Source organism: Photobacterium jeanii, from assembly GCF_001650345.1.
Classification (GTDB): Bacteria; Pseudomonadota; Gammaproteobacteria; order Enterobacterales; family Vibrionaceae; genus Photobacterium; species Photobacterium jeanii.
On record NZ_LVHF01000028.1, the window covers coordinates 173077 to 193677 of the forward strand.

The window sequence follows — 20601 nt, forward strand, 5'->3', positions numbered from 1 at the left end:
ATCAAAAAGGTGCCATCAAGTTACTGAGCGTAACTGAGTGGCACCTTTTTTGTTTGCGGCTGTTTTGCCTTTGCTATCGTACTGTGGCGGTACGACGACGAGCGAATGGGTGCGATTTTTGGTTCTTGATCGCGATTTCCAATTGTGGGTGCGCAATATCAATATTGTGGTCGATGAACTTACGCTTGATACGACAATGAAGATCGTGGGTTAGGCTCAAGCGGTGTCCTGTTTCCGCTGCATAGGCGCGTACTTCGAAGTTCTGGCAATCAGCCGACAGACCCAAGAAGAAAACTTCAGGGGCTGGATTATCGAGCACTAATTCACACTCATGGGCAGCATCGAACAGCAACTGGGTGACCAACTCACTGTCAGCAAGATACTTCACATTGATAGTGATAGTGACGCGGGTAATGGCATCTGATAGCGACCAGTTAACAAACTGTTCGGTCACAAAAGCTTTGTTTGGCACAATCACTTCTTTGCGATCCCAGTCGACAATGGTGGTTGCACGGGTTTGAATTTTTGCGATCACCCCTGTTAAGTCACGAATCGTGACGGTATCACCGATACGAATTGGGCGCTCAAACAAGATGATCAAACCAGAGATAAAGTTGGCGAAGATCTCTTGTAAACCGAAACCTAAACCGACACCCAGCGCGGCGACCAACCATTGCATTTTCGACCAATCGAAGCCGATCAATCCGGAACCAATAATGATCCCAAGGAAGATAGTCAGATAGCGCGTAAGCGAGGTAAGGGCGTAGCCTGTGCCCGGGCTTAGCTCGATATGTTGCAGGATCAACAGCTCCATTGCAGCTGGTAAATCTCGGGCAAACACTGCGGTTAAGCCGAAAGCTAACAAAGCGAGCAATGCGCTTTTGACGGTAATCGCACTGAGCTCATCAATACCGTTAATGGTATTGGTCACATCCCATAAAGTGATGTCTTCTAATAGTGTGGTGGCTTGGTAGAGATCTGCCCACAGTACAGCCAGTACCGATAGGTAAATCAAGAACAGGAGTGAGCGCAGTAAACGCAAAGACTGTGCGCTGATTTTATCGAGATCGATTTCAGGCTCTTCAATTTCGATCTGCATTTCACTACTGGTGTGAACTTCTTCGCGCTCTTCATTCATTTCCGCTAAGCGTTGCGCCAAGATTTCCTGACGTTTAGCTTTAGCGCGTTCAAAGGCAAGACGGCGCTTTTGCAGCAACATTAGTCGCTTGGTCAGGAAGTAGATCAGTAGGGTGAGCACCCCAATGAACGCTGAGACTTCCAGCTTGGTCATAATAGATTGCGAGGAGCTTAAATAGCCTTTTAATGACGCGTAATTGAGCGCTTGGGGGATCACAATAAAGCTCCACCAAATGAGGTGGTGACGCAGGTGCGCTTTACCTTCTGGTACATCGCCATAGGTCATCGGCATTTTGTCGCGCCACAGCTTATATAAGAAGTAGCTGATAGCGATATTGCTGATAATAAAGGCAAGGCGTCCAAGAGTCGCACGAACGTCTACATCGCTATACAGCAAAGTAAATTGCTGGATCACCATCATTGGGAAATAGACCCACATCAGGGTGCGGTAGTGACCAAAGGCGTCTTTTACTACTTTCTCATCCCAGCCAAAATGGCTAATGAATAAGCCGTTTTCACGGACTAATTCGCGGATGAAACAAAATACCACCAGTGATAGTGGTAACGTTAATGCTTGGCCGAGATGATGGAAAAATGGGTATTGCCATGCTTCGGTGAGCAGATCGCCTAACAGACTAACGCATAAGGGAATAGGCCAAGCGAGAACGAAAGCGATCATCACATTGATATAGCTAAAGCGGAACTTGTCTTGAGTGACTTTGCCTATCATTTTGTGGATACGTTCGAGGCGAACTTTCCAGCGCTTGCGGCTCCATTTACTAATGAAAATAAGTACCGCAATACAGGAAAGTGTCACGATAATGCTAGTCAGCGACAAGCTGGCTGGCACTTTTAACAGGTTTATCCATTGGAAAGGGGAGAAGAACCAACGGATCTTTTCAACCGTGTTAACCACTAAGTTCCAACTCAAGCTATTAGTGTCGGGAGCCCAGAACAATTGCTTTTGTGCTTGAGTTGCCAGCTCTGTCAGCTGGTTATTTAGCTTGTCGTAAGCCACTTTTAAGGTGGCCTCTTGGTAGATCACTTTATCAGAGGCGTTGAGCACTTGTTTAAGAAGATCGATATTGGCTTCAATTAAATTTTTCTCAACCACTTGCTGCTCGTTATCAAGCGAGAGAGTACGAGGTTGCTTAAGTTGCTCGTTAAAACGATCAAGCTGCTGTTGGTATTCGTACTTTTTGATCTGGTGCTGAGCAATTTGCTGATCAAGTACTTCAATCGGCGGATTGTCGGGTAGCTCTTTTAAGCGGGTACGCAGCGTTTCACTGAACGCAGGGCTCAAGCGAAGCCACTCTGAAACTTGTTCAAGCTCTTCGGCAGTATGATTAACACTTTTTATATGACTGGTGGTTTGTTGCTGTAATAACTGCACCTGCTCAGTTTGTGCTGTGATGGCCGTTAATGCATTTGAAAGCTGCTTATTGGTAAGTATTAAGCGTTTGAGTACCGCAGGTTGATTATTGATGTCATCAAGCAGCGCTTCGCTGTCTTCTGCTTTTTCATCAACAGTTTCACGGGTTGCACGATTAAGGGTGTTTTGTAAGTTGTTGCGATAAGCCTGACGCGCTTCAATGTCGAGGTTAATGCGCTGAATGTTGAGTTTGGCTAATTGACGACGATTGCCCGCACTGAGCTGCTCGGCCTCTAACATGTAGATTTGGCTCATGTAGTACTGGCGAGCAATATCTAAAATCAGCAGTTCGTTAGGATCTTTACTGGTGTTTTCTTCTAAACGGATTTTGTTTTCAGTGCTTTTAATTTTGGCGCGAAGTTGTTCGGTTTGGCTTGAGAACAGATCGATCCCTTGCTCGATATCAGCAAAGATATTCTTTTGCTCTTTACGCGTTAGTTCGAGTTGTTGCAGCTTTTCGTCTTGATCTGCAATTTCAAGTGTCAGTTGTTCTGCTCCCCAATCGGTAAAATTAGGAAACTCGGTGACAGCATAGGTGCTAATTTGTTTTTTGAGTTCTTCAGCCCGTTGCGGATAGTTGGCCATCAGATCTTGGAACTCTTTGGTCTGACGGTTGAAGTCGCTAACTTTCTCCAATTGGCGTTGGGCTTTTTGTAGTGCATCGAGGGCTTTAAGGTTTTCAGGCGTTTTAGGTGCTTGTTCAAGCTGCTCGACTTTTTCACTTAGCGTTTGCTGAGTATTCGCCAATTCATCAGCATGACTGGTGGTAATGGAAAAACAAAGCAGCATCACGGTGACGAAGAGATGCTTAAATAAGGTCATACTGTATCCTTTCGGGCGCATAAAAATTGAAGCCAATGGCGTCTTCTGACACTTAAGTACCCATATTCTTGGGTGAGAGGCACGTGATTACACGATTTTATACTAATTTTAGAGCTTGTTGATTAATTTAATAAATTCAAGCTGATGAATGAGAGTTTGAGTCATTACTAACAATTGTTGGAGTTATAATCAGTGGGTTGCCGTAACTTGGTACGATTTGATCTAATAGTCGGCAAATGGTGATCTTTCTCATAAAATGGCTTGACCCTATCGGCGTGAGTGATTACATTAGCCGCCGTTGAGACGCAAGGCGTCCACGACAATTTGGTGAGGTGTCCGAGTGGCTGAAGGAGCACGCCTGGAAAGTGTGTATACGGCAACGTATCGAGGGTTCGAATCCCTCCCTCACCGCCATCATCTTTTTAGATGATAACAATTTCGGAGAGATGGCTGAGTGGTTGAAAGCACCGGTCTTGAAAACCGGCATACGTTTGTAGCGTATCTAGGGTTCAAATCCCTATCTCTCCGCCACATATAAGAAAGGCGCTGATTTATCAGCGCCTTTTTTGCATTTGGTTATGGTGGAATTGGATTTGAATCAAATCCGCCATACCCCAAGCGCTCCGCTAGATTGAAGAAAACCGTTGAACATTCAGCGGTTTTTTTTCGTCTTAATTTTGTGGTGGTGGAATAGGGTACTAAACCTTAGAGTTTCATCTGAGTCCGAAACGCTTTGATATTGCTGCGACTGACAGGGATCTCTGCGTCACTATGCTGAACATTGATGATATAAGTGCTGTTCATGCCCGGTGTGATTTGCGTGATTTTATGAAGGTTAACGCAGTAAGAGCGGTGGCTTCGGAAAAAACGATCTTCTGGCAAGCGTTGCAGTAATTCACTGATAGTGTAGGGCGCAATGTAAGTTTGATCTTGGGTGAAAACTTCGGTCACTTTCTCTTTGGCTACGGCATAGAGAATGTCTTCAATATTAATGATACAAATGCGATTTTGCTGCTGTAACGGTATTGTCGTTGCGGGTTCATTACCCTTTGACGCTAACGTGTGAGTATGAGGAGCGGCTTGATGCTCAAGCTTTTCTAATACACGTTGAACACGCTCTACACTTAACGGTTTAAGTAAATAGTCGACGGCTTCGATGTCAAAAGCTTCCAGTGCGTGCTCTTTGTACGCGGTAGTAAACACCATTTGCGGTGCGTTTTGCGTGTTGTGCAGATTTTTCGCCAGCATCATGCCGTCAATGGATGGCACGTTAATATCTAAAAAGATGACATCAACGCTGTGCCCTTGAAGGTATTTGAATGCTTGTAATCCGTCATCAAACACAGCAACAACATCGATGTTACTGTGTTCTTTAATGAGGTATTTAAGCTCTTCTTGAGCTAAGTATTCGTCTTCAACAATTACCGCTTTCAACATATACAGCCTCTGGTTGACGGTTCATGATTTTAAATGACACTTCGACGCCATCATCTAGGTTTTGAATTTGTAACCCTTGACCATAAATCAGTTTAATGCGCTGATGGACATTGATTAAGCCTATTTTATGTTTTTCCATCGTGCCGCTATTGAGCTTGTCGATAATTGGTTGTGGGATCCCTTCACCACTGTCTTTTACACTGATCAACACATGGTCATTGTGCTGTTTTACTCGAATCAGTACCCGTCCCGGACGGCTGAAAGGTTGAATACCATGCTGAATAGCATTTTCAACCAGTGGCTGAATGAGTAAGCATGGGATTTGTAGATAGACAGGGTCGATATCGAAGTCAACGGAGAGCTTATTGCCAAAACGTGCTAGCTCAATTGCGGTGTAGTCGCGCACCTGCTGAAGCTCTGCATGTATATCAATAAAGTCTTCATCGCGTTCAAGGTTATAACGCAGAAAGTCAGCAAGGTTAGCTATCAATGAGCGCGCTTTATCAGGTTGAATGCGGATCAAGGTGGAAATCGCATTTAAAGCGTTAAACAAAAAGTGCGGATTGATTTTGCTTTGCAGGGCTGAAAATTCTGCTTTTTGCAGCATGGTTTTGGCTTGTTCAGCGCTTGATGCTTCGATTTGAGTTGAGATAAGCACCGATAAGCCCTGGGCTAGTTCGATTAATGGCTGTGAGATCTGATTCTTTTTACGAAAACAGATCTTGAGCGTGCCAGTAATATGGTTGCTTTCTTTGAGTGGAATGATCAAAGCCGAGCGGAAGGATTCGTACTCAAAATCATTAGCCACCACATGAGTTTGCTGCGTTAAGACTTTTTTCACTAAGGGACCGCAGGCGGCTTGATGATCGTCATAGTGACCGAGTGTCGAGTCGTTAGCATAGGCTGAAATGAATTCACGATCGGTAATGAATACAGCATCAGCTTGTACTTCACGGCGAATAATATCGCAGATATGGGCGAGGCTGTCTGAATGGTTACTTTTGAAAAATGGTAGCGTCTGGTTGGCAATATCTAACGCCCGTTTGGCTTGCTGGGCTGCAAAGCGATCACGTTCGTTGTGAACGTCTTGGATCCGTTTGATGATTAAGCCAATGCTGGCTGCACCAAGCACCATAGGCAAACCTATGTTGTTCACTATGGTGAGCGCGAGGGTTTTGTCATCTGACAGGAGATAAATCAGTGCCATGGTGAGCACTTCACAGAACATGCCAGCGGCGATGCCCCAACAAATATAGTGCTTTTGATTGCCGTAACGGTAAATTAGGGTGCCGCACACGCCCGCAAAAGTACTGGTGATCAGGCAGGGGATAGATGTTGGTCCATCGATATCGATTAAAAAACGGTGGATCCCTGAGATGATTCCGGCAGGTAGCCCAACCCAAGGGCCGAAAATAATGCCGCCAGAGATAATAGAGATAATTCGAACGTTAACTAAGGAGCCATCAACATTCACACCGGTATAGGTGCTAAAAATGGCGAAGAAGATAAACAGAATCGAAACGAACACCAACTCGGTCGGTTTTCGCTCTGATGCATCTTTGTTCATGATGTCTTTGAATACGCGCGCTTGTGTGAGTAGGAACAAGGCTGACAGCATAAATGCAGCACGTTCCAACACGTTGAAAAGCATTTGTAAATGTTCAAGGAACAACAGTAAGACTCCTTTATTAACGAAAAAGCCCCTATGAGATCATAAGGGCTGTGAAACTAATGAATAACGGCTCACTCTGAGTGGGGGAGCGCTTTCATTGGTTGTTCGCGATTAACACATAACTGGTTGTAGCTGTTGTGTTTTGCTTGGCAGTTTGACGATTAGTGAGAACACAATTGAAATCACCACTAGTGCCAACATCACTGAGAACGTTGCCGTAAAGCCACCAAACACAGAAGCAATCACAGAGCCAACAAAGCTACCAATACCAAAGCCTAAGTAAATAAAACCGTAGTTTTTGGTAAGGTTGTTCAAGCCAAAGAAATCACTTACCAGAGATGGAAAAACGGTAATAGTGCCACCAAAGCTAAATGCAATACAGGCAATCGCTAAGTAAAAGCTCGATTGCTCAAGCGATACAAGGCGTAAACATACAACACCAACGAGGCAGATGATAAGCGCAATGCTGATCACTCGAATTCGCGCGATTTTATCAGACAATACCCCAAGCACTAAACGGCCAGAAAGGTTACATACGGCAATAATGGCAACGGAAGTTGCCGCAGCGGCAGTATTAAGGTGAACAAAGTTTTCACCAATGTCTTTTGCAACACCAATTACGTATAGGCCAGACATACATACTGTTAGGAAGATTAGCGATAGCATCCAAAATTGGGATGTTTTGAATGCTTCTGCAAGAGTAAACTCTGTTGACGCAGTACCTTGAGCGCTAGCTTCATTGGCAGCTGGTGCTTGGATTGGCGCATCACGCATCATCAAACCACCAATAACCACACAACACATCGCAATAATGCCCCATACGCTGAAGGTCATATATACGCCTGAGTGAGTCAGGAAATACATGTTGATGTATTTGAAGCCTAAGCTGCCTAAGCCGTAAGCACCGATAGCACACGCTGAAGCCACACCTTTACGTTCTGGGAAGAATTTCACACAGTTTGAGAGGGTCATTAGGTAGCCTGTACCATCAGCAAAGCCCACCAAGAAGCCTGCTACCACATATAAAATGAATAAGTTTGGCGCATAAGCAGTAATGATTAAGCTAAGGCCTAGCATGATGCCAGCACTGATAGTGACTTTACGAACACCAAAGCGTTCTTGCAGTTTGCCTGATACTGAAGAAGCGACGGCTAGCGAAAGACTTAAAATACCGAAAGAGAAAGCAACTTGGCTCACAGGTGCATCAAGTTTGTTGGCTAGTGGTGCGTTAAATAGGCTCCAAGTGTACACAGAACCGAGGGCAAATTGAGTAAGGATAGTACCAAACAGCGTCCATAATCTGCTTGGCTGGCGGTTAGATGATTGCATTTTGCTATGCTCCGAAAATCGTTCGTCGTCAGGGTTATAAGATTTATGTGACTTATTAATACGCCACTGAATCAGCACCGCCAATAGGTCAGTAAAACTATAAAATGAGCCGCACTGAGTCGGCATGAACTGCAATATTTGGGCATGAATGGCAGCGATGGAGAGAGTTCAGCAAGCTTTAGGAACTGTGTTTATGGGAATGTGTGGAAAGTGCATCTTGTTTTTGAATTGGTTTTAGCATTTCGGTTTTTAGTCGGTTGAGTAAAAAGGAATGTCAGTGTATTTCAGGTGATTTCTCTGCCTGTTTTCTTGGCTATTTGCTGGTGGGTTTTCATTTAATAATGTGAATTCAGTACTGGGTGGCTGAGTAAATACTTGAAGCGATGATGAAGTATGGCTCTCTGGTTGAGGTACCTTTAATCAGTAATGATGGGCTGATGATTAATGGTTAATCATCAAATATATAGTGCGATAAACGCTATAGATTATGGCAATAAAGCTATTTTATTCGGCGTTGGATTATCTATAGCAATTGCCTGCCTTTAAGCTTGATATTTTGAGATGGCCATTCCACATCTAGCACGAAAATTTTGCCTAATTTTACGGGCTGATTTTTTATTATGAGAGTCAGCTAAAGGCTAAGAACGTTAAAAAGGTTGGCGCAAAATTGCCAACCAAAGGTTCAATGTTAGAGCTAGGGTAGCTGGCTTCCTTTAATAATAATCAACATGGAAGCTCACAATGAAAAATCAGTTTTCTTTCTCTCTTGGTCTTGTTGCAGCTGGAGTTGCAATGATACCGACACTTGCTCAAGCCCACGGTTACGCCACTTACCCCAAAGCACGCCAAGTGATTTGTAATGAACAAGGCGGTCACTGGGGCTCACAAGATGGTTCAACAATTCCGAATGAAGCTTGTCGCGCTGCGTTTTTGGAGTCGGGTACATATCCTTTTGTTCAAATTAATGAATTTGCCACTTTGGTACCAGATTACAACAATATGACGGCGGTAAAAGCTGCAGTGAAAGATGGCCTCATTTGTTCTGGTGGTGATACCAAGAAAAGCGGAATGAGTGTCCCATCACTGAGTTGGCAACGTACTGCCATGAAATCGGGTGATACTTTCACGCTCAAATATCTTGCGACAGCACCGCATAACCCAAGTCATTGGCAGATTTATTTATCCAAACCAAGTTACAACGCAGCGCATAGTCGTTTGGCGTGGAGTGATTTAGAGCTTATTCAAGAGTTCGGCAATATTGAAAAAGTAAATATTGATGGGACTAACTACTATCAAATGGATGTCACTTTACCTGCTGGAAGAAATGGGGAAGCGACATTAGTGACTCGTTGGCAGCGTAATGACCCGGCTGGTGAAGGCTTTTATAACTGTAGCGATATTAAATTTGACGGCGATGCGCCAGCCCCAACATGGGCAAGTAAAGGGGCTTATGTTAAGCCGGGTGTTACCGCTAAAGTAGGTGATGCTGTGTGGTATCGCATTTTCTCTGCGCAAGGAAATGAGTTGGTATTTGAGAAGCTACCAATCACAGAAGCGAACGTAGATTTAAATACTTGGTCTTATGAATTAGCGCAACTGGTGAACCAGAAATACCCAGGCATCACTCAAATTGGAGTGAAAAATGCAAGCGATGAAATCGTGTATGAAAGTGCGGACCTATACGCCAACCAAGTGTATGTGACCAATAGTGATTACAACTATGCGCTAGATGTTCGTGAAGCTGGCGTTACACCACCAGTTATTAAGGTTGAAGGCTTAGCTTCTGAGTATCAGCTTGATGCCAATAACCAAATTGCGATCGCGGCAACGGTAAAATCTGAAGGTGAATATCAAGTTGTGATGGCACTGAAAGATAATAGCGGTAACACAGTAGGTGCAGACAGCGCGCAGCTTAGTGCTCAACAACCTTCAGCAGTTATGACTGTAATGGCAGAACAAGCAGGGCAGTTCTTGCTAAATGTTACTGCGACGTACAAAAATGGCGATGTTCAAGTATTGCAAAATCGTCAAGTAACGATCAAAGGCAATTCAGATGGTAGCTACGATTTTGTTTACCCTGACAGCATTGGCAGCTACAACGCAGGAACTAAAGTCTTAGCCACAGATGGTAACGTTTACGAATGTAAGCCATTCCCTGCCAGTGGCTGGTGCCGCATTTACTCCCCATCCGCGAATCATTACGAACCCGGTGTAGGAACACATTGGAGTGATGCTTGGATGAAGCGGTAACCCATTTTAGATAGCAAAGAAAGATATACGCCAGCAGTATGCTGGCGGTTTTGTTTCTGATAGGCATATAAGTGTTTCTGTATGTAAACGCTAACCATCTGATTTATAAGGATGTTATTATGTGATCTAAGTCATATTGTTCATCCAATATGAATGGCTCTTATTAATAGATTGCTTTAGATCAATTTCTAACACATAGGTGTGGTGATACATAAAGATGCAGGAAACAAAAGGATACTGTTTACATCTAATTTCCTCCCTACACCTTTAGGTAACTAGCGTAAGAAGTATTCGTAATTATGGAGAATTATCATGAGTAGTGCATTTTTTATCCCAGCAGTGAACCTAATGGGTGCAGGCTGTCTGACTCAAGCGGCTGACACAATTAAGGATCACGGCTTTAAGAAAGCGCTAATTGTTACTGATAAAGTACTGAACCAAATCGGTGTTGTTAAGCAAGTAGCAGATCTTCTTGCTGAGCGCGATGTTGAGTCAGTGGTATTTGACGGTACACAGCCAAACCCAACGATTGGTAACGTAGAAGCAGGTCTTAAACTGCTTAAAGATAACGAGTGTGACTTTGTTATTTCATTAGGTGGCGGTTCACCACACGACTGTGCGAAAGGTGTTGCTTTAGTTGCATCAAACGGTGGCAAAATTGGCGACTACGAAGGTGTTGACCAATCAGCAAAACCTCAGCTTCCGCTAATCGCAATTAACACAACAGCGGGTACAGCATCGGAAATGACGCGTTTCTGCATCATTACTGATGAAGAGCGTCACATTAAGATGGCAATTGTTGATAAAAATACAACACCGCTTCTATCAGTAAACGATCCTGAGCTTATGCTTGCTAAACCTGCTTCGCTAACAGCGGCAACAGGTATGGATGCATTAACTCACGCGATTGAAGCTTATGTTTCAACAGCAGCAACGCCAATTACTGACGCAGTAGCAATTAAAGCGATTGAGCTTATTCAAGCACACCTACGCACTGCGGTTAACGATGGTCAAAACATCGAAGCGCGTGAGCAAATGGCATACGCACAGTTCATGGCTGGTATGGCATTCAACAACGCATCTCTGGGTTATGTTCACGCAATGGCGCACCAACTAGGTGGCTTCTACGACCTTCCACACGGTGTATGTAACGCAGTACTTCTTCCACACGTACAACGTTACAACGCACAAGTTTGCCCAGAGCGTTTGAAAGATGTTGCTAAAGCAATGGGTGTGAACGTTGAAGCGATGACTGCAGAGCAAGGTGCAGAAGCGGCACTGGAAGCAATTCAAGCTCTATCTAAAGATGTAGGTATTCCTGCAGGTCTTACAGAGCTTGGCGCTAAAGCAGAAGACATTCCTGTACTAGCTGACAACGCACTAAATGATGCTTGTGGTCTAACTAACCCTAAGCAAGCGACGCACGAAGAGATTTCTAGCATCTTTGCTGCAGCGCTATAAGCGACAAACCTAACTAAATATTGAAATAACGACAACGGCAGGGGAAACCCTGCCGTTTTTTTGTGCCTAGCGTTAGCACATCGTTTTTATAACGTCACTGGCTCTTGCGCAGGTTTGATTGAGTTTAGTAGACAAACACCGATAATACCGCTCGTCACTAAGATACTCACTAACATATGACTCGGGGAAACAGCGAAAATCCCCGTAACGAAAATATACAAAGCGGATAGGCTGATTTGGCAAACTCCAAGAACCGCACTCGCAAGCCCCGCATTGTCAGGGTATAAACTTAATGCTTGGCTGGTGGTAGTACCAAAGCATAATGAAAAGCCTGCACAGGTTAATAAAAAGCCAAGTAAGAAAGCCATTTCTAATTGATACATATTGGCAAAATACACTGCAGTTCCAGCAAGGGTTAATACAGCAAGCCCTGCTATAATGATGCTGTTCTGTTTAAAGTGATTTAATAATTTAGGTGTAGAGAATGATGTGAGCATACTTACACTAGAAAGCAGCCCCATAGCCAATGCGAAATCACCCGTTGAATAGCCCAGTTGCTGCATCAAAATTAAAGGTGATGTATTTACATAGGTCAGAATGGAGGTAATGCCTAAACTCAAAATTAATAAGCGAGATAAAAAGAAAGTATTTAGGAATATATTGAGCTGTACCTTCGCGCTGGTATTCTCCTGTCCCGATTTAGTTTCTGGTAACTTAATTAAGCAGAATAAACCAATTGCCCCGCCTAATAATGCCATCCCTAAGAAAAGCTGTTGCCACGGTAAAAATAACAGTATGAAGTGACCAAGCACAGGTGCCAGTACAGGAACGATACAAATAACGCCATTGATCATTGACATAATTTTGGCGCGTTTTTGATCGGTTAGGGTGTCGCGTAAAATGGCGAAACAAACTACGTAAGCAAATCCAGCGCCTACGCCTTGTAAAAAACGAGCACTTAAAAAGGCTGTTACTGACTCGGCTTGTCCCGCCATGATTGAAGCCAACATAAAAATACAGCTGCCAATAATAGCGACTGGTTTACGTCCAACTTTATCGGCCACGTAACCTGCAATCAGCATCATCGATGCCAAACCAAAGAGATAGAATGAGAAAGCATTGTGCATATCGCTCTCGGATGCAGCGATATTGCTGGCTATCTGTGGTACGCCCACCAAGTAAAGATCGATACCAAGCGGGTAGAGTAAAACGAGACTGAAGCAGCATAAAATAAGTTTAGACATGGAACCTCCTGGAGTTGTGAAGGTTAATGGATGTCTAAGGTGAAGACGATTGATTATTAAGACATGCGTATTTTCCTAAAATTACATTTAGGCTGATTATTGGTTTGCTGAGTTCAATTCCAATAAGGAATATTTTGTTGGCGTTAAAGCTAAAATTTGCCTTTAAAGTGCGCTGATTGACAAATAAAGCAAAGATTATCTGCGTCAAAATATTGTCATGGGATTATATGCAATGTAACATGGCGAACAAATAAACATTGTTTTGTTATAACATCTAACAAATATCACTATAATTTATAAGATCTAAGTTTTGTTATGAGAAAATTATGCATTAAGCGCCAAAATGGCGTATTTGCGATTGAGTTTGCGCTGGGTTTTGTTGTTCTATTTATGTTCACAATGCTCATTTTTGAAACTTGCCGAGTGACTTATATTTCTGCCGTTTTGGATTACGCGACTGCTGAGGCTGCTAGAGATGCAAGGGTGCAGTTAAGTGAAAATAAAGAGTTTGAGAAGTATAAAAATATCAAATGTGATGACTTAACGGATGAAGTGGAGAGGTCGCATTGTCACCGAATTCAGCAAATGGGCAAAGACCAATTTTCGCAGTGGTATTATCAGTTTATTAGTACTAATGCTGGAGTATTGTGGAAAATATTTACTAGTGAGAGTGATTACACTTTAAAAGTAGATGCTTATCTAGACCCTGTTCACTATGAGAAAAATATAAAGTCAACAAATTGGAATAAGGCGACAATTGCTGAGTATACAGTAACTTACACCTATAAGCCAATGATGTTTAAGTGGTCTTTTTTAGAGAGTAAAATTACAAGAAAGTTATTGGCGGTTCAAGATACTGCGTTATTTAGAGAAAAACTAAAAGGCTAATAATGAAAAAACAACAGGGTACTTTTAGCATTGAATTAACTTTTGTCTTAATAGGTATGACAGCATTGCTGTTTTTTATTTTTGATCTTGGGTTGCAAGTTATTCAAAAAAGCCAGTTACATAGAACATCATACTCTTTGGTTTCAATCTTGAAGGAAAGAAAGGCATTCTATAGCCCTAATTCTAGAGTTACAAATTGGGATATAAATCAATCACAGGCACAGCAAATTTTAGATATGGCGAAGAGGTTACAAGGAAATTCAGCACAGTTACGTGTAAATATTGGCTTTAAGAGTGGTGAAAAGACAGAAGTTAAATTTTACGCTGGTGATTTGAGTATTCCATGTCAGAGTGTACCGATAGGAAATAATATGACTGAAGGTGGTAAACATGATTTGAATGTTTACCGAGTAACAGTATGTAAAAAAGTGCCTGCTTTTTATGAAAAGGCGATGACAGCAGATACAGCTAAAACATCTAGGGTTATTAGTTCAACTTCTATTTTTGTTGGTAGGTAGTAGTTATGAAGATTAAGCAACAAAAAGGTGCAGCAGCAATCTATTTTGTTTTTGTTGCTGTTGGAATTCTAGGGTTAGGAGCTTTGGGAGTTGAAGGGAGTCGCTACATAACAGAAAAGGCTCATTTAGGCGATACAATGGAAGCGACAGCAATAGCCGTTGCTGAGAGTGATGATCTCCGCGATGATGCGCATTTCGATCAGCAGCAAGCTAAAAAAATAGCATCTGCTTGGGTTGATTATCTGATGCCGGATAATAAGAAGAAAGAATTTGTTGTATCTCGAGAAAAGGAAGTTTTTGAAAAAGAAGTCTCAGGGCAAAAAGTAACGCGAACAATTCATCATTATAAGCTAGCAAGTACGACTACGCATGATTCGTGGATGGCAATGTCAGGCGTCCCTTCGTTTGAAAAACAACAAAAGATATTTAATAAGGCAACAGCTGCGAGAGTAAGGACTGATTTTGAACCGGTAGATGTCGTATTTGTTTCTGATTTTTCTGGTTCAATGGCAAGTTATAATCGTATTGGAAATCTTAAATATGCGATTAGTGAAGTTACAAAAGTGATATTTGAAGGGACTCAAGAGTTAAAGAAAAAGCACCCTGGTGAAAAAATAAATGATTCTAGTTTTGGATTTGTTCCATTTTCTAAGCGCGTAGTTTTTAAAAAGGGTAATGATTACCTATGCTCATCAATGTTGTTGCCTCCTAAGTTTACAAGATATAGCCGTCCGAGATTTCAACAGAATTTTTCAACGTTAGTGAGTATGGGAAGTAAGTCAAGGAAGAGGTGGTACCAAAGGGCAGATGTGAATTACAGCTCTGATGAGCAGTATGTAATGGAAAAGTACGTTTCATGGGCCAGAAGTGGAAGCCGTAATATTGATTATAATTATTCTTCAAGGCAGGGCGGTTTCAATACAAATCATATTGACTACCATAGAACAGCAACCGAGATTCAGTTAGAACCGAATAATCTTATGTTGATGACACCAATGAAAATGGGTCAACGAGACATGAAAACCGAGCGTTATTGTACAACGAGTTCGAGTTCTCCTGCTCATTATGTTATCGATCGTGTTGTGATGTCTAAGAAAGAAGAAATGGAAGCCTTCAATAATAAAATTAAGCCGATGAGAGTTGGTGGCGGTACTGATATGTATCAAGCTTTACTAGCTGCCCCTAGTCAGTTTCATGATGCCATTAATAAAAACAGATTTGTTTTCGTTTTGTCAGATGGTGATGAGAACAATCATAGCTTTGAATATTTAGTGAATAATGGGCTTTGTAAAACAATACGAAATAAAATGTCAATAAATGCAAATGGTGAACCAATAAAATTTGAAATGTTTGTTATTGGTTTAAAATTTAATAATAACGCCCAAGAGTATAAAGATTGCTTTGGTAAGCACATATATACTGTTAACGACTTAAGCAAGTTAAAAGATGTTATTATGGAATTATTATCAAGCACAACCTCATATAATGTAGAGCGGAATAAGTAAGTGCTTTTTAGATTGTGTTTTTGCCACCTAAATGGGTGGCTTTTTTATGTCCAAATAGAGTCAAAAAGATTACTATTGATTGATTTGTTATTACGCGAGAGTGACAAAAAAATGACTATCAATTTAATTGCCTTGCTTAACTGTTTGATTTTTAAGGTTAATTTTAAAAGCGTAACATAACAAAAAACTTGCATCGTTATAAAAAATCATTATGATACTAATCAAAGTAAAGCTGGTGCTGTTAATAATCCTTATAGGATTAAAACAATATTTTATTAAATTTAACTTTTTAAAAGTGAGTCTTTTATGAAAAACCTTATGACACAATTTTGGAATAATGAAGACGGTGTTACTGCAATCGAATATGCTTTGATTGGTGTTGCAATGGCTGTTGTTGTTGGTGCAGCATTCAGTAATGATGCTGGCAGTATCAAAAGTCGTCTAGATTCTGCATTTGACAATATTTCAAATGCGATTTCAGGTGCTGCTGCAGCGAAGTAATAATGCTTCATTTACTTTTATCAATATTGGCCGTAATTGCGGTCAATATTATTATCTCAGACATAAAAGACCGCAAAATATCTAACAACTGGGTGTTGTTAAATTTTGCGGTTTGTTTGTCTTTAGCTTTGTTATTAGATGTATTTCCTCTGTGGCAAGGCTTGATTGTTTGTTTAGTTACATTTGTTATCGGGTTAGGGCTGTTTAGATTTAAGATCTTCGGTGCTGGTGATATTAAGCTGTTAATGGGCTATTCACTGTGCTTTGACTTTTCCTTGGCGTTAACAAATTTAATTGAGTTTTTGCTAGTGGGAGGCGTAGTTGTGATAGTGCAGCTTGGCTGGGCTTATGTGACTGCTGGCTATGCAGAGCTTAAGCAACGTGGTGTGCCATATGGCATCGCTATTTCATTGGTTAGTGTTTTTAATATTGGTTACTTAGTATTTGGAAAGGCTGGGCTATGAAACAAAGAATTACCTACATATTTGCTTTATTAGCATTGGGTATCGGTTTGTATGGGGTGTTCACTGAGCTGTTTAAGCCTGAGCAACCAGCTGTAGTTCAGCAACAAGTGCCGGTAGAGAAAAAAGTGAAAGTTTGGCTGACAACTGCTGATATTAAAAAAGGCCAAAACTTTACAACAGATCATTTAGCATCAGAGATGCGTTTAGAGCATGATGCAGATTTTGCTCTATTAGATTTACCTTATAATCAAGGTGCTGTTTTTCGTCATAATATCAAAGATGGCGAAATGTTAACGCAAGAAGATCTAATTACACCAGATAATCCAGAGTATATTGATACGATTATTTCTCCAGGGATGACACCTTTCCCTCTTGGCTTTGAGCAGCGTCATATTATTGCAGCTGGCATTAAAGCTGGCGACTATATCGATATCTTAGCACTAACCTCTCTTCAGCAAAATATGTCTTCAAGCGATCGGGTTGAATCTCCTCGTGCAGCTAATATTGACGTTAAACCATTATTGAATCGCATCCGTGTTCTTGCTGTTCAAGGTAAAACTTACGATGATCAAGATCTTGTTAATTACGGTACAGATGAAGCTAGTACGGTTGTGACTTTGGTTTTAGAAATCCCTCATCGATTTATTAGTAAAATGACACTCGCTCGTCGTTTATCAGCCCTTGAAATTTACAAATCAAAAGCGGCTTCCAGAATTCCAAATGCTCAAACCAAAGATATTTTGCCTGGCTACCAAGGTATTGTTGAAATGCGAGGTTCGCGACGTGGCTAATCAAGGATGTGTTATGAAGTTCTTTTCTCAATTCGCTACACTCGCCTTGCTTGCAGTAGTTTCATTTTCAGTTAGTGCTAAAAGTCTAACTGTTGCTTTGGGCGATGCTACCAGTGTTTCTACCCAGCAAGAAATTGGTACCATCTTTATTACTTCACCTGAGATTGCAGATTATCAAATTCTAGATGCACATAAGTTTATTGTTTTTGGTCGAGGTCGTGGTGATACACGTATCATGGTGTTCGATAAAGACAATAATAAAATTTATGATCGTAAAGTAAATGTAGTCCGTGACGTAAGTTTGGTTAATCGTCAACTTGCTGTTCACTATCCAGATCTCAACGTTAAAGTTGAAGCTATTGACGAGCAAGTGTTGGTGAAGGGAGAAATTATTAATCAAACTCAGCATCAAGAAGTAATTAAACTTATCGGTGAGCTACTAAAGCTAGAGAAAGACAATACCGTTGCCAATGACATCAAAGATAACGATGATAAAGATGGTGGTATTAAAGCTTACTTCAATAAACGCGTTGAATATAAAGGTTTGGTTGATAAGTTAAAAATTGCAACGGCAGATCAGATTAACGTAAAACTTTCTATCGCAGAAGTGAGTCGCCAATTAAATGAAGAACTTGGCTTTAAATGGAGCGATATGCTGGGTAAGCAAGGTAAGTTCTTGTTTAAAGACTTTAAGTTTGGCGAGCTGCAGACTATTTTGAGTGCGATTAATGATGAGTCTGTTGGGCAGATGTTAGCCGAGCCTAATCTTTCTGTTATTTCAGGTGAATCAGCCAGTTTTCTTGTCGGTGGTGAATTACCAATTATAACAACAAGTAATAACGGCACTTCTGTTGCGTATAAAAGTTACGGTATTAAGTTGGCATTTGCTGCCAAAACACTTGAAAGTGGTCGTATTCGCTTAAAACTGAGCCCTGAAGTGAGTAGCTTAGATAAAGCTTATCAAATTCGTGGTGATTCTTTCCCTGCGCTTCGGACGCGCAAAGCAGAAACGACTATTGAGATTAAAGATGGTGAGAGTTTTGTGTTAGCCGGCTTATTAAGTTCTGATGATGTGGAAGGAATTTCTAAACTGCCGGGGGCGGGTGATATTCCTATTATTGGTAGCTTGTTTCGCAATACCACGACAGAGCGAACTAAACGTGAGTTGATTATTGTCGCAACGGTTAACCGTGTTAAAGCGCAACACCAATCTGAAATTCAGATGCCAAATATGCAACGCACAAGTACATTAAACCGTTTATTGGGTATTACTTCACAGCCTAAATATGGTGTGACTTATGAGCTGCTCTCAAATGGTGGATTTAAAAAATGATGAATGAAAAACAATTCACACTTTATCGTTTAGTTGTTGGCGTTGGTGCACTTTTATTAGTTGGTTGTAGTCAAGGCCCTGCGGTTACCGGAACTGAAGCTGCTTTAGTACCAACAAGTGCAGAGTTGAAGTTAGCGGTTAAGACAAAGAAAAACAGTGATAAAGACAAGCTTTATCAGCGTGCCAGCGATTTTATTGTTCAGCAGTTTGAGCAAGATGCTGAACGTATTGTTGTGACGGCAAATACGAAAGCAGGTAAACAAGTACAGGCAAAACTAAAGCGCAATCTGGGTAAATACCAGCAGTGGATTGAGTACAGAGTTGAAAATAAGCCGCGAGCTTCTGTTGATTTATTCGTTAAATCCAATAAAACACAGGTAATTATTCCGCCTTGTGCCCCTTTGGGGCAATATAATGTCTGGGAACAACAGGATGGTTGTTTTTCTGAGCGTGCCAGAAATAAACAGCTAGCAACGCCGTCAACACTACTGCCTGTTGTATCTGAAATGGCTATTGAGCAGCGAGAAAACAAATAATGTTAGATCTTACCGAAGCGCTAAAATCAACCCAGACGTCTGAAGAGTCGTTAGGCCTTTGTAGTGTTCTCTTTTATCAATCTGAACATTGTCGTGACTTGGTAAAAGAAGTGTTTAGCTTTGATGCTTTGGGTGAGCCGATTTTACGTCAAATGAAAGTTGCTGCATGGAATGAATATTTTGCAGCGAATCAATTGCGCGTCGACATGGTTCTGATCGAGCTAACAGATTGTGAAGATGTCGTTGCTCGTATGGCTGAGCTTGCGCCTCAAATTCCAAATACCGCTTCGGTTATTGTGATCGGTAAAGAAGATGCCATTTCAACAATCCGCTCACTCAAAGAAATGGGCTTTTATTATGTATTTTGGCCTGTTGTAAAAAGTGAACTAAGTGACTTTATGCGCCATGTGGTGCGTAACCACCATGGTGGTAAAGGCTTAGGTAAAGAGCGTAAAGCAAAGCGTATTGCTGTATTGGGTTCTAAAGGTGGCGTTGGTGCCTCGTTACTTAGCTGTGAGTTAGCCCGTTTCTTACGTAAAGAAACCCAAAGTCGGGTGATGTTGGTTGATCATAATTATACCGATAGCAATTTGGATGTGATGCTGGGGCTAGATGATTTTCCGAAAGTGGATATGAGTAAATCGTCAGTTCAGCTAACGCAACTTGATGAAGACTCAGCGCAAGCTTTGCTGTTGAAAGTCGGCGATGATTTATCACTACTGGCTGTTGATGGCGAAAAAACGGCAGTTGCAGATTGTTTTAAAGAAAGTGATGCGGTGACATCTTTGCTACTACGTCGATTCAACCTAATTGTTGAAGACTTTTCTGCATCAGTCCCTTTCCCTATTGATTACAAAGCGTTTTGCGAAAGCTATGACACCATAGTCGTGGTTGCAGATCCAACCGTATCTTCAGTTCGCTCGGCTAAACGTATGCTGCATAACTTAGATCTAGCGGCAAAAATGTCGCTAAAAACGCCACGTAGCCTATTAGTGCTGAACCAGCATCGTACATTCCGTGATGGCGTGCTTTACAAAAATGAAATTGAGAAAGAGTTAGCGCGTGCTGTTGATGTTGAAATTGCTTATGAGCGTTCAATTCCAGCGACGTTATTGTCTGGTAAGCGCTTTATTGAAATTAAAGGCAAGTTCTCCAGTAAGTTATTAACGCTATCAGGCTTAGTGCTTGGTCGTTCGATTGAAGTAAAATCTAATCCATTGCAAAGCTTGTTAGCTCAACTAACAACTAAGTTAAAGAAATAATCGTTAAAAAAACAATAAT

General features: G+C 41.6%; 16 protein-coding genes and 2 tRNA genes. 13 read left to right on the forward strand and 5 right to left on the reverse strand.

The window, feature by feature from the left end:
- Positions 1-73: 73 nt before the first annotated feature.
- Positions 74-3391 (reverse strand): miniconductance mechanosensitive channel MscM, encoded by a 3318-nt coding sequence (gene mscM / locus A3K86_RS13810; RefSeq protein ID WP_084406615.1) that lies wholly within the window; start codon positions 3389-3391, stop codon positions 74-76.
- A 326-nt stretch (positions 3392-3717) separates the two neighbouring features.
- Here mscM and A3K86_RS13815 point away from each other — a divergent pair.
- Positions 3718-3805, forward strand: a tRNA-Ser gene (locus A3K86_RS13815).
- Between the two features lie 26 nt (positions 3806-3831).
- Positions 3832-3922, forward strand: a tRNA-Ser gene (locus A3K86_RS13820).
- 174 nt (positions 3923-4096) lie between these two features.
- Here A3K86_RS13820 and A3K86_RS13825 read toward each other — a convergent pair.
- The 3 genes from A3K86_RS13825 to A3K86_RS13835 all read right to left on the reverse strand — a co-directional run bounded on the left by A3K86_RS13825 (position 4097) and on the right by A3K86_RS13835 (position 7829).
- Positions 4097-4828, reverse strand: a complete 732-nt coding sequence (locus tag A3K86_RS13825) for a LytR/AlgR family response regulator transcription factor (RefSeq protein WP_068332059.1) — start codon at positions 4826-4828, stop codon at positions 4097-4099.
- On the reverse strand, positions 4806-6500 hold the full coding sequence (locus A3K86_RS13830; protein ID WP_332310130.1) for a LytS/YhcK type 5TM receptor domain-containing protein: 1695 nt from the start codon (positions 6498-6500) through the stop codon (positions 4806-4808). The genes A3K86_RS13825 and A3K86_RS13830 overlap by 23 nt, the downstream gene beginning before the upstream one ends.
- Positions 6501-6611: 111 nt before the next feature.
- On the reverse strand, positions 6612-7829 hold the full coding sequence (locus A3K86_RS13835; RefSeq protein ID WP_068332604.1) for an L-lactate MFS transporter: 1218 nt from the start codon (positions 7827-7829) through the stop codon (positions 6612-6614).
- A gap of 741 nt (positions 7830-8570) precedes the next feature.
- Here A3K86_RS13835 and A3K86_RS13840 point away from each other — a divergent pair.
- The gene (locus A3K86_RS13840; protein ID WP_068332065.1) at positions 8571-10079 is read left to right on the forward strand and encodes a lytic polysaccharide monooxygenase; all 1509 of its coding nucleotides are present in this window, start codon (positions 8571-8573) and stop codon (positions 10077-10079) included.
- Between the two features lie 312 nt (positions 10080-10391).
- Positions 10392-11540, forward strand: coding sequence for an L-threonine dehydrogenase (yiaY, locus tag A3K86_RS13845; protein WP_068332068.1), 1149 nt, complete (start codon positions 10392-10394; stop codon positions 11538-11540).
- A gap of 86 nt (positions 11541-11626) precedes the next feature.
- Here yiaY and A3K86_RS13850 read toward each other — a convergent pair whose 3' ends face one another.
- Positions 11627-12784, reverse strand: a complete 1158-nt coding sequence (locus tag A3K86_RS13850) for an MdtL family multidrug efflux MFS transporter (protein WP_068332070.1) — start codon at positions 12782-12784, stop codon at positions 11627-11629.
- 315 nt (positions 12785-13099) lie between these two features.
- Here A3K86_RS13850 and A3K86_RS13855 point away from each other — a divergent pair, with 315 nt between their 5' ends.
- The 9 genes from A3K86_RS13855 to A3K86_RS13895 all read left to right on the forward strand — a co-directional run bounded on the left by A3K86_RS13855 (position 13100) and on the right by A3K86_RS13895 (position 20582).
- Positions 13100-13672 carry a TadE/TadG family type IV pilus assembly protein gene (locus A3K86_RS13855; RefSeq protein WP_068332073.1) on the forward strand — a complete coding sequence of 191 codons (573 nt, stop codon included), beginning with the start codon at positions 13100-13102 and terminating at the stop codon, positions 13670-13672.
- Between the two features lie 2 nt (positions 13673-13674).
- A complete protein-coding gene (gene tadF / locus A3K86_RS13860) occupies positions 13675-14190 on the forward strand; it encodes a tight adherence pilus pseudopilin TadF (protein ID WP_068332076.1) in 516 nt (171 codons plus the stop codon).
- 5 nt (positions 14191-14195) lie between these two features.
- Complete coding sequence (locus A3K86_RS13865) at positions 14196-15695, forward strand: pilus assembly protein (RefSeq protein ID WP_068332080.1); 1500 nt, start codon at positions 14196-14198, stop codon at positions 15693-15695.
- A gap of 306 nt (positions 15696-16001) precedes the next feature.
- Complete coding sequence (locus tag A3K86_RS13870; RefSeq protein WP_068332083.1) at positions 16002-16196, forward strand: Flp family type IVb pilin; 195 nt, start codon at positions 16002-16004, stop codon at positions 16194-16196.
- Positions 16197-16198: 2 nt separating this feature from the next.
- Complete coding sequence (locus A3K86_RS13875; RefSeq protein WP_068332086.1) at positions 16199-16660, forward strand: prepilin peptidase; 462 nt, start codon at positions 16199-16201, stop codon at positions 16658-16660.
- On the forward strand, positions 16657-17451 hold the full coding sequence (cpaB, locus tag A3K86_RS13880; RefSeq protein ID WP_068332088.1) for a Flp pilus assembly protein CpaB: 795 nt from the start codon (positions 16657-16659) through the stop codon (positions 17449-17451). Before A3K86_RS13875 ends, cpaB begins: the two co-directional genes overlap by 4 nt.
- A 13-nt stretch (positions 17452-17464) precedes the next feature.
- Positions 17465-18784 (forward strand): type II and III secretion system protein family protein, encoded by a 1320-nt coding sequence (locus tag A3K86_RS13885; protein WP_068332091.1) that lies wholly within the window; start codon positions 17465-17467, stop codon positions 18782-18784.
- On the forward strand, positions 18781-19320 hold the full coding sequence (locus tag A3K86_RS13890) for a hypothetical protein (protein WP_068332094.1): 540 nt from the start codon (positions 18781-18783) through the stop codon (positions 19318-19320). Before A3K86_RS13885 ends, A3K86_RS13890 begins: the two co-directional genes overlap by 4 nt.
- Positions 19320-20582: an AAA family ATPase gene (locus tag A3K86_RS13895; RefSeq protein WP_068332097.1), complete on the forward strand. Its 1263-nt coding sequence runs from the start codon at positions 19320-19322 to the stop codon at positions 20580-20582. The genes A3K86_RS13890 and A3K86_RS13895 overlap by 1 nt, the downstream gene beginning before the upstream one ends.
- The last annotated feature ends 19 nt before the right edge of the window (positions 20583-20601 follow it).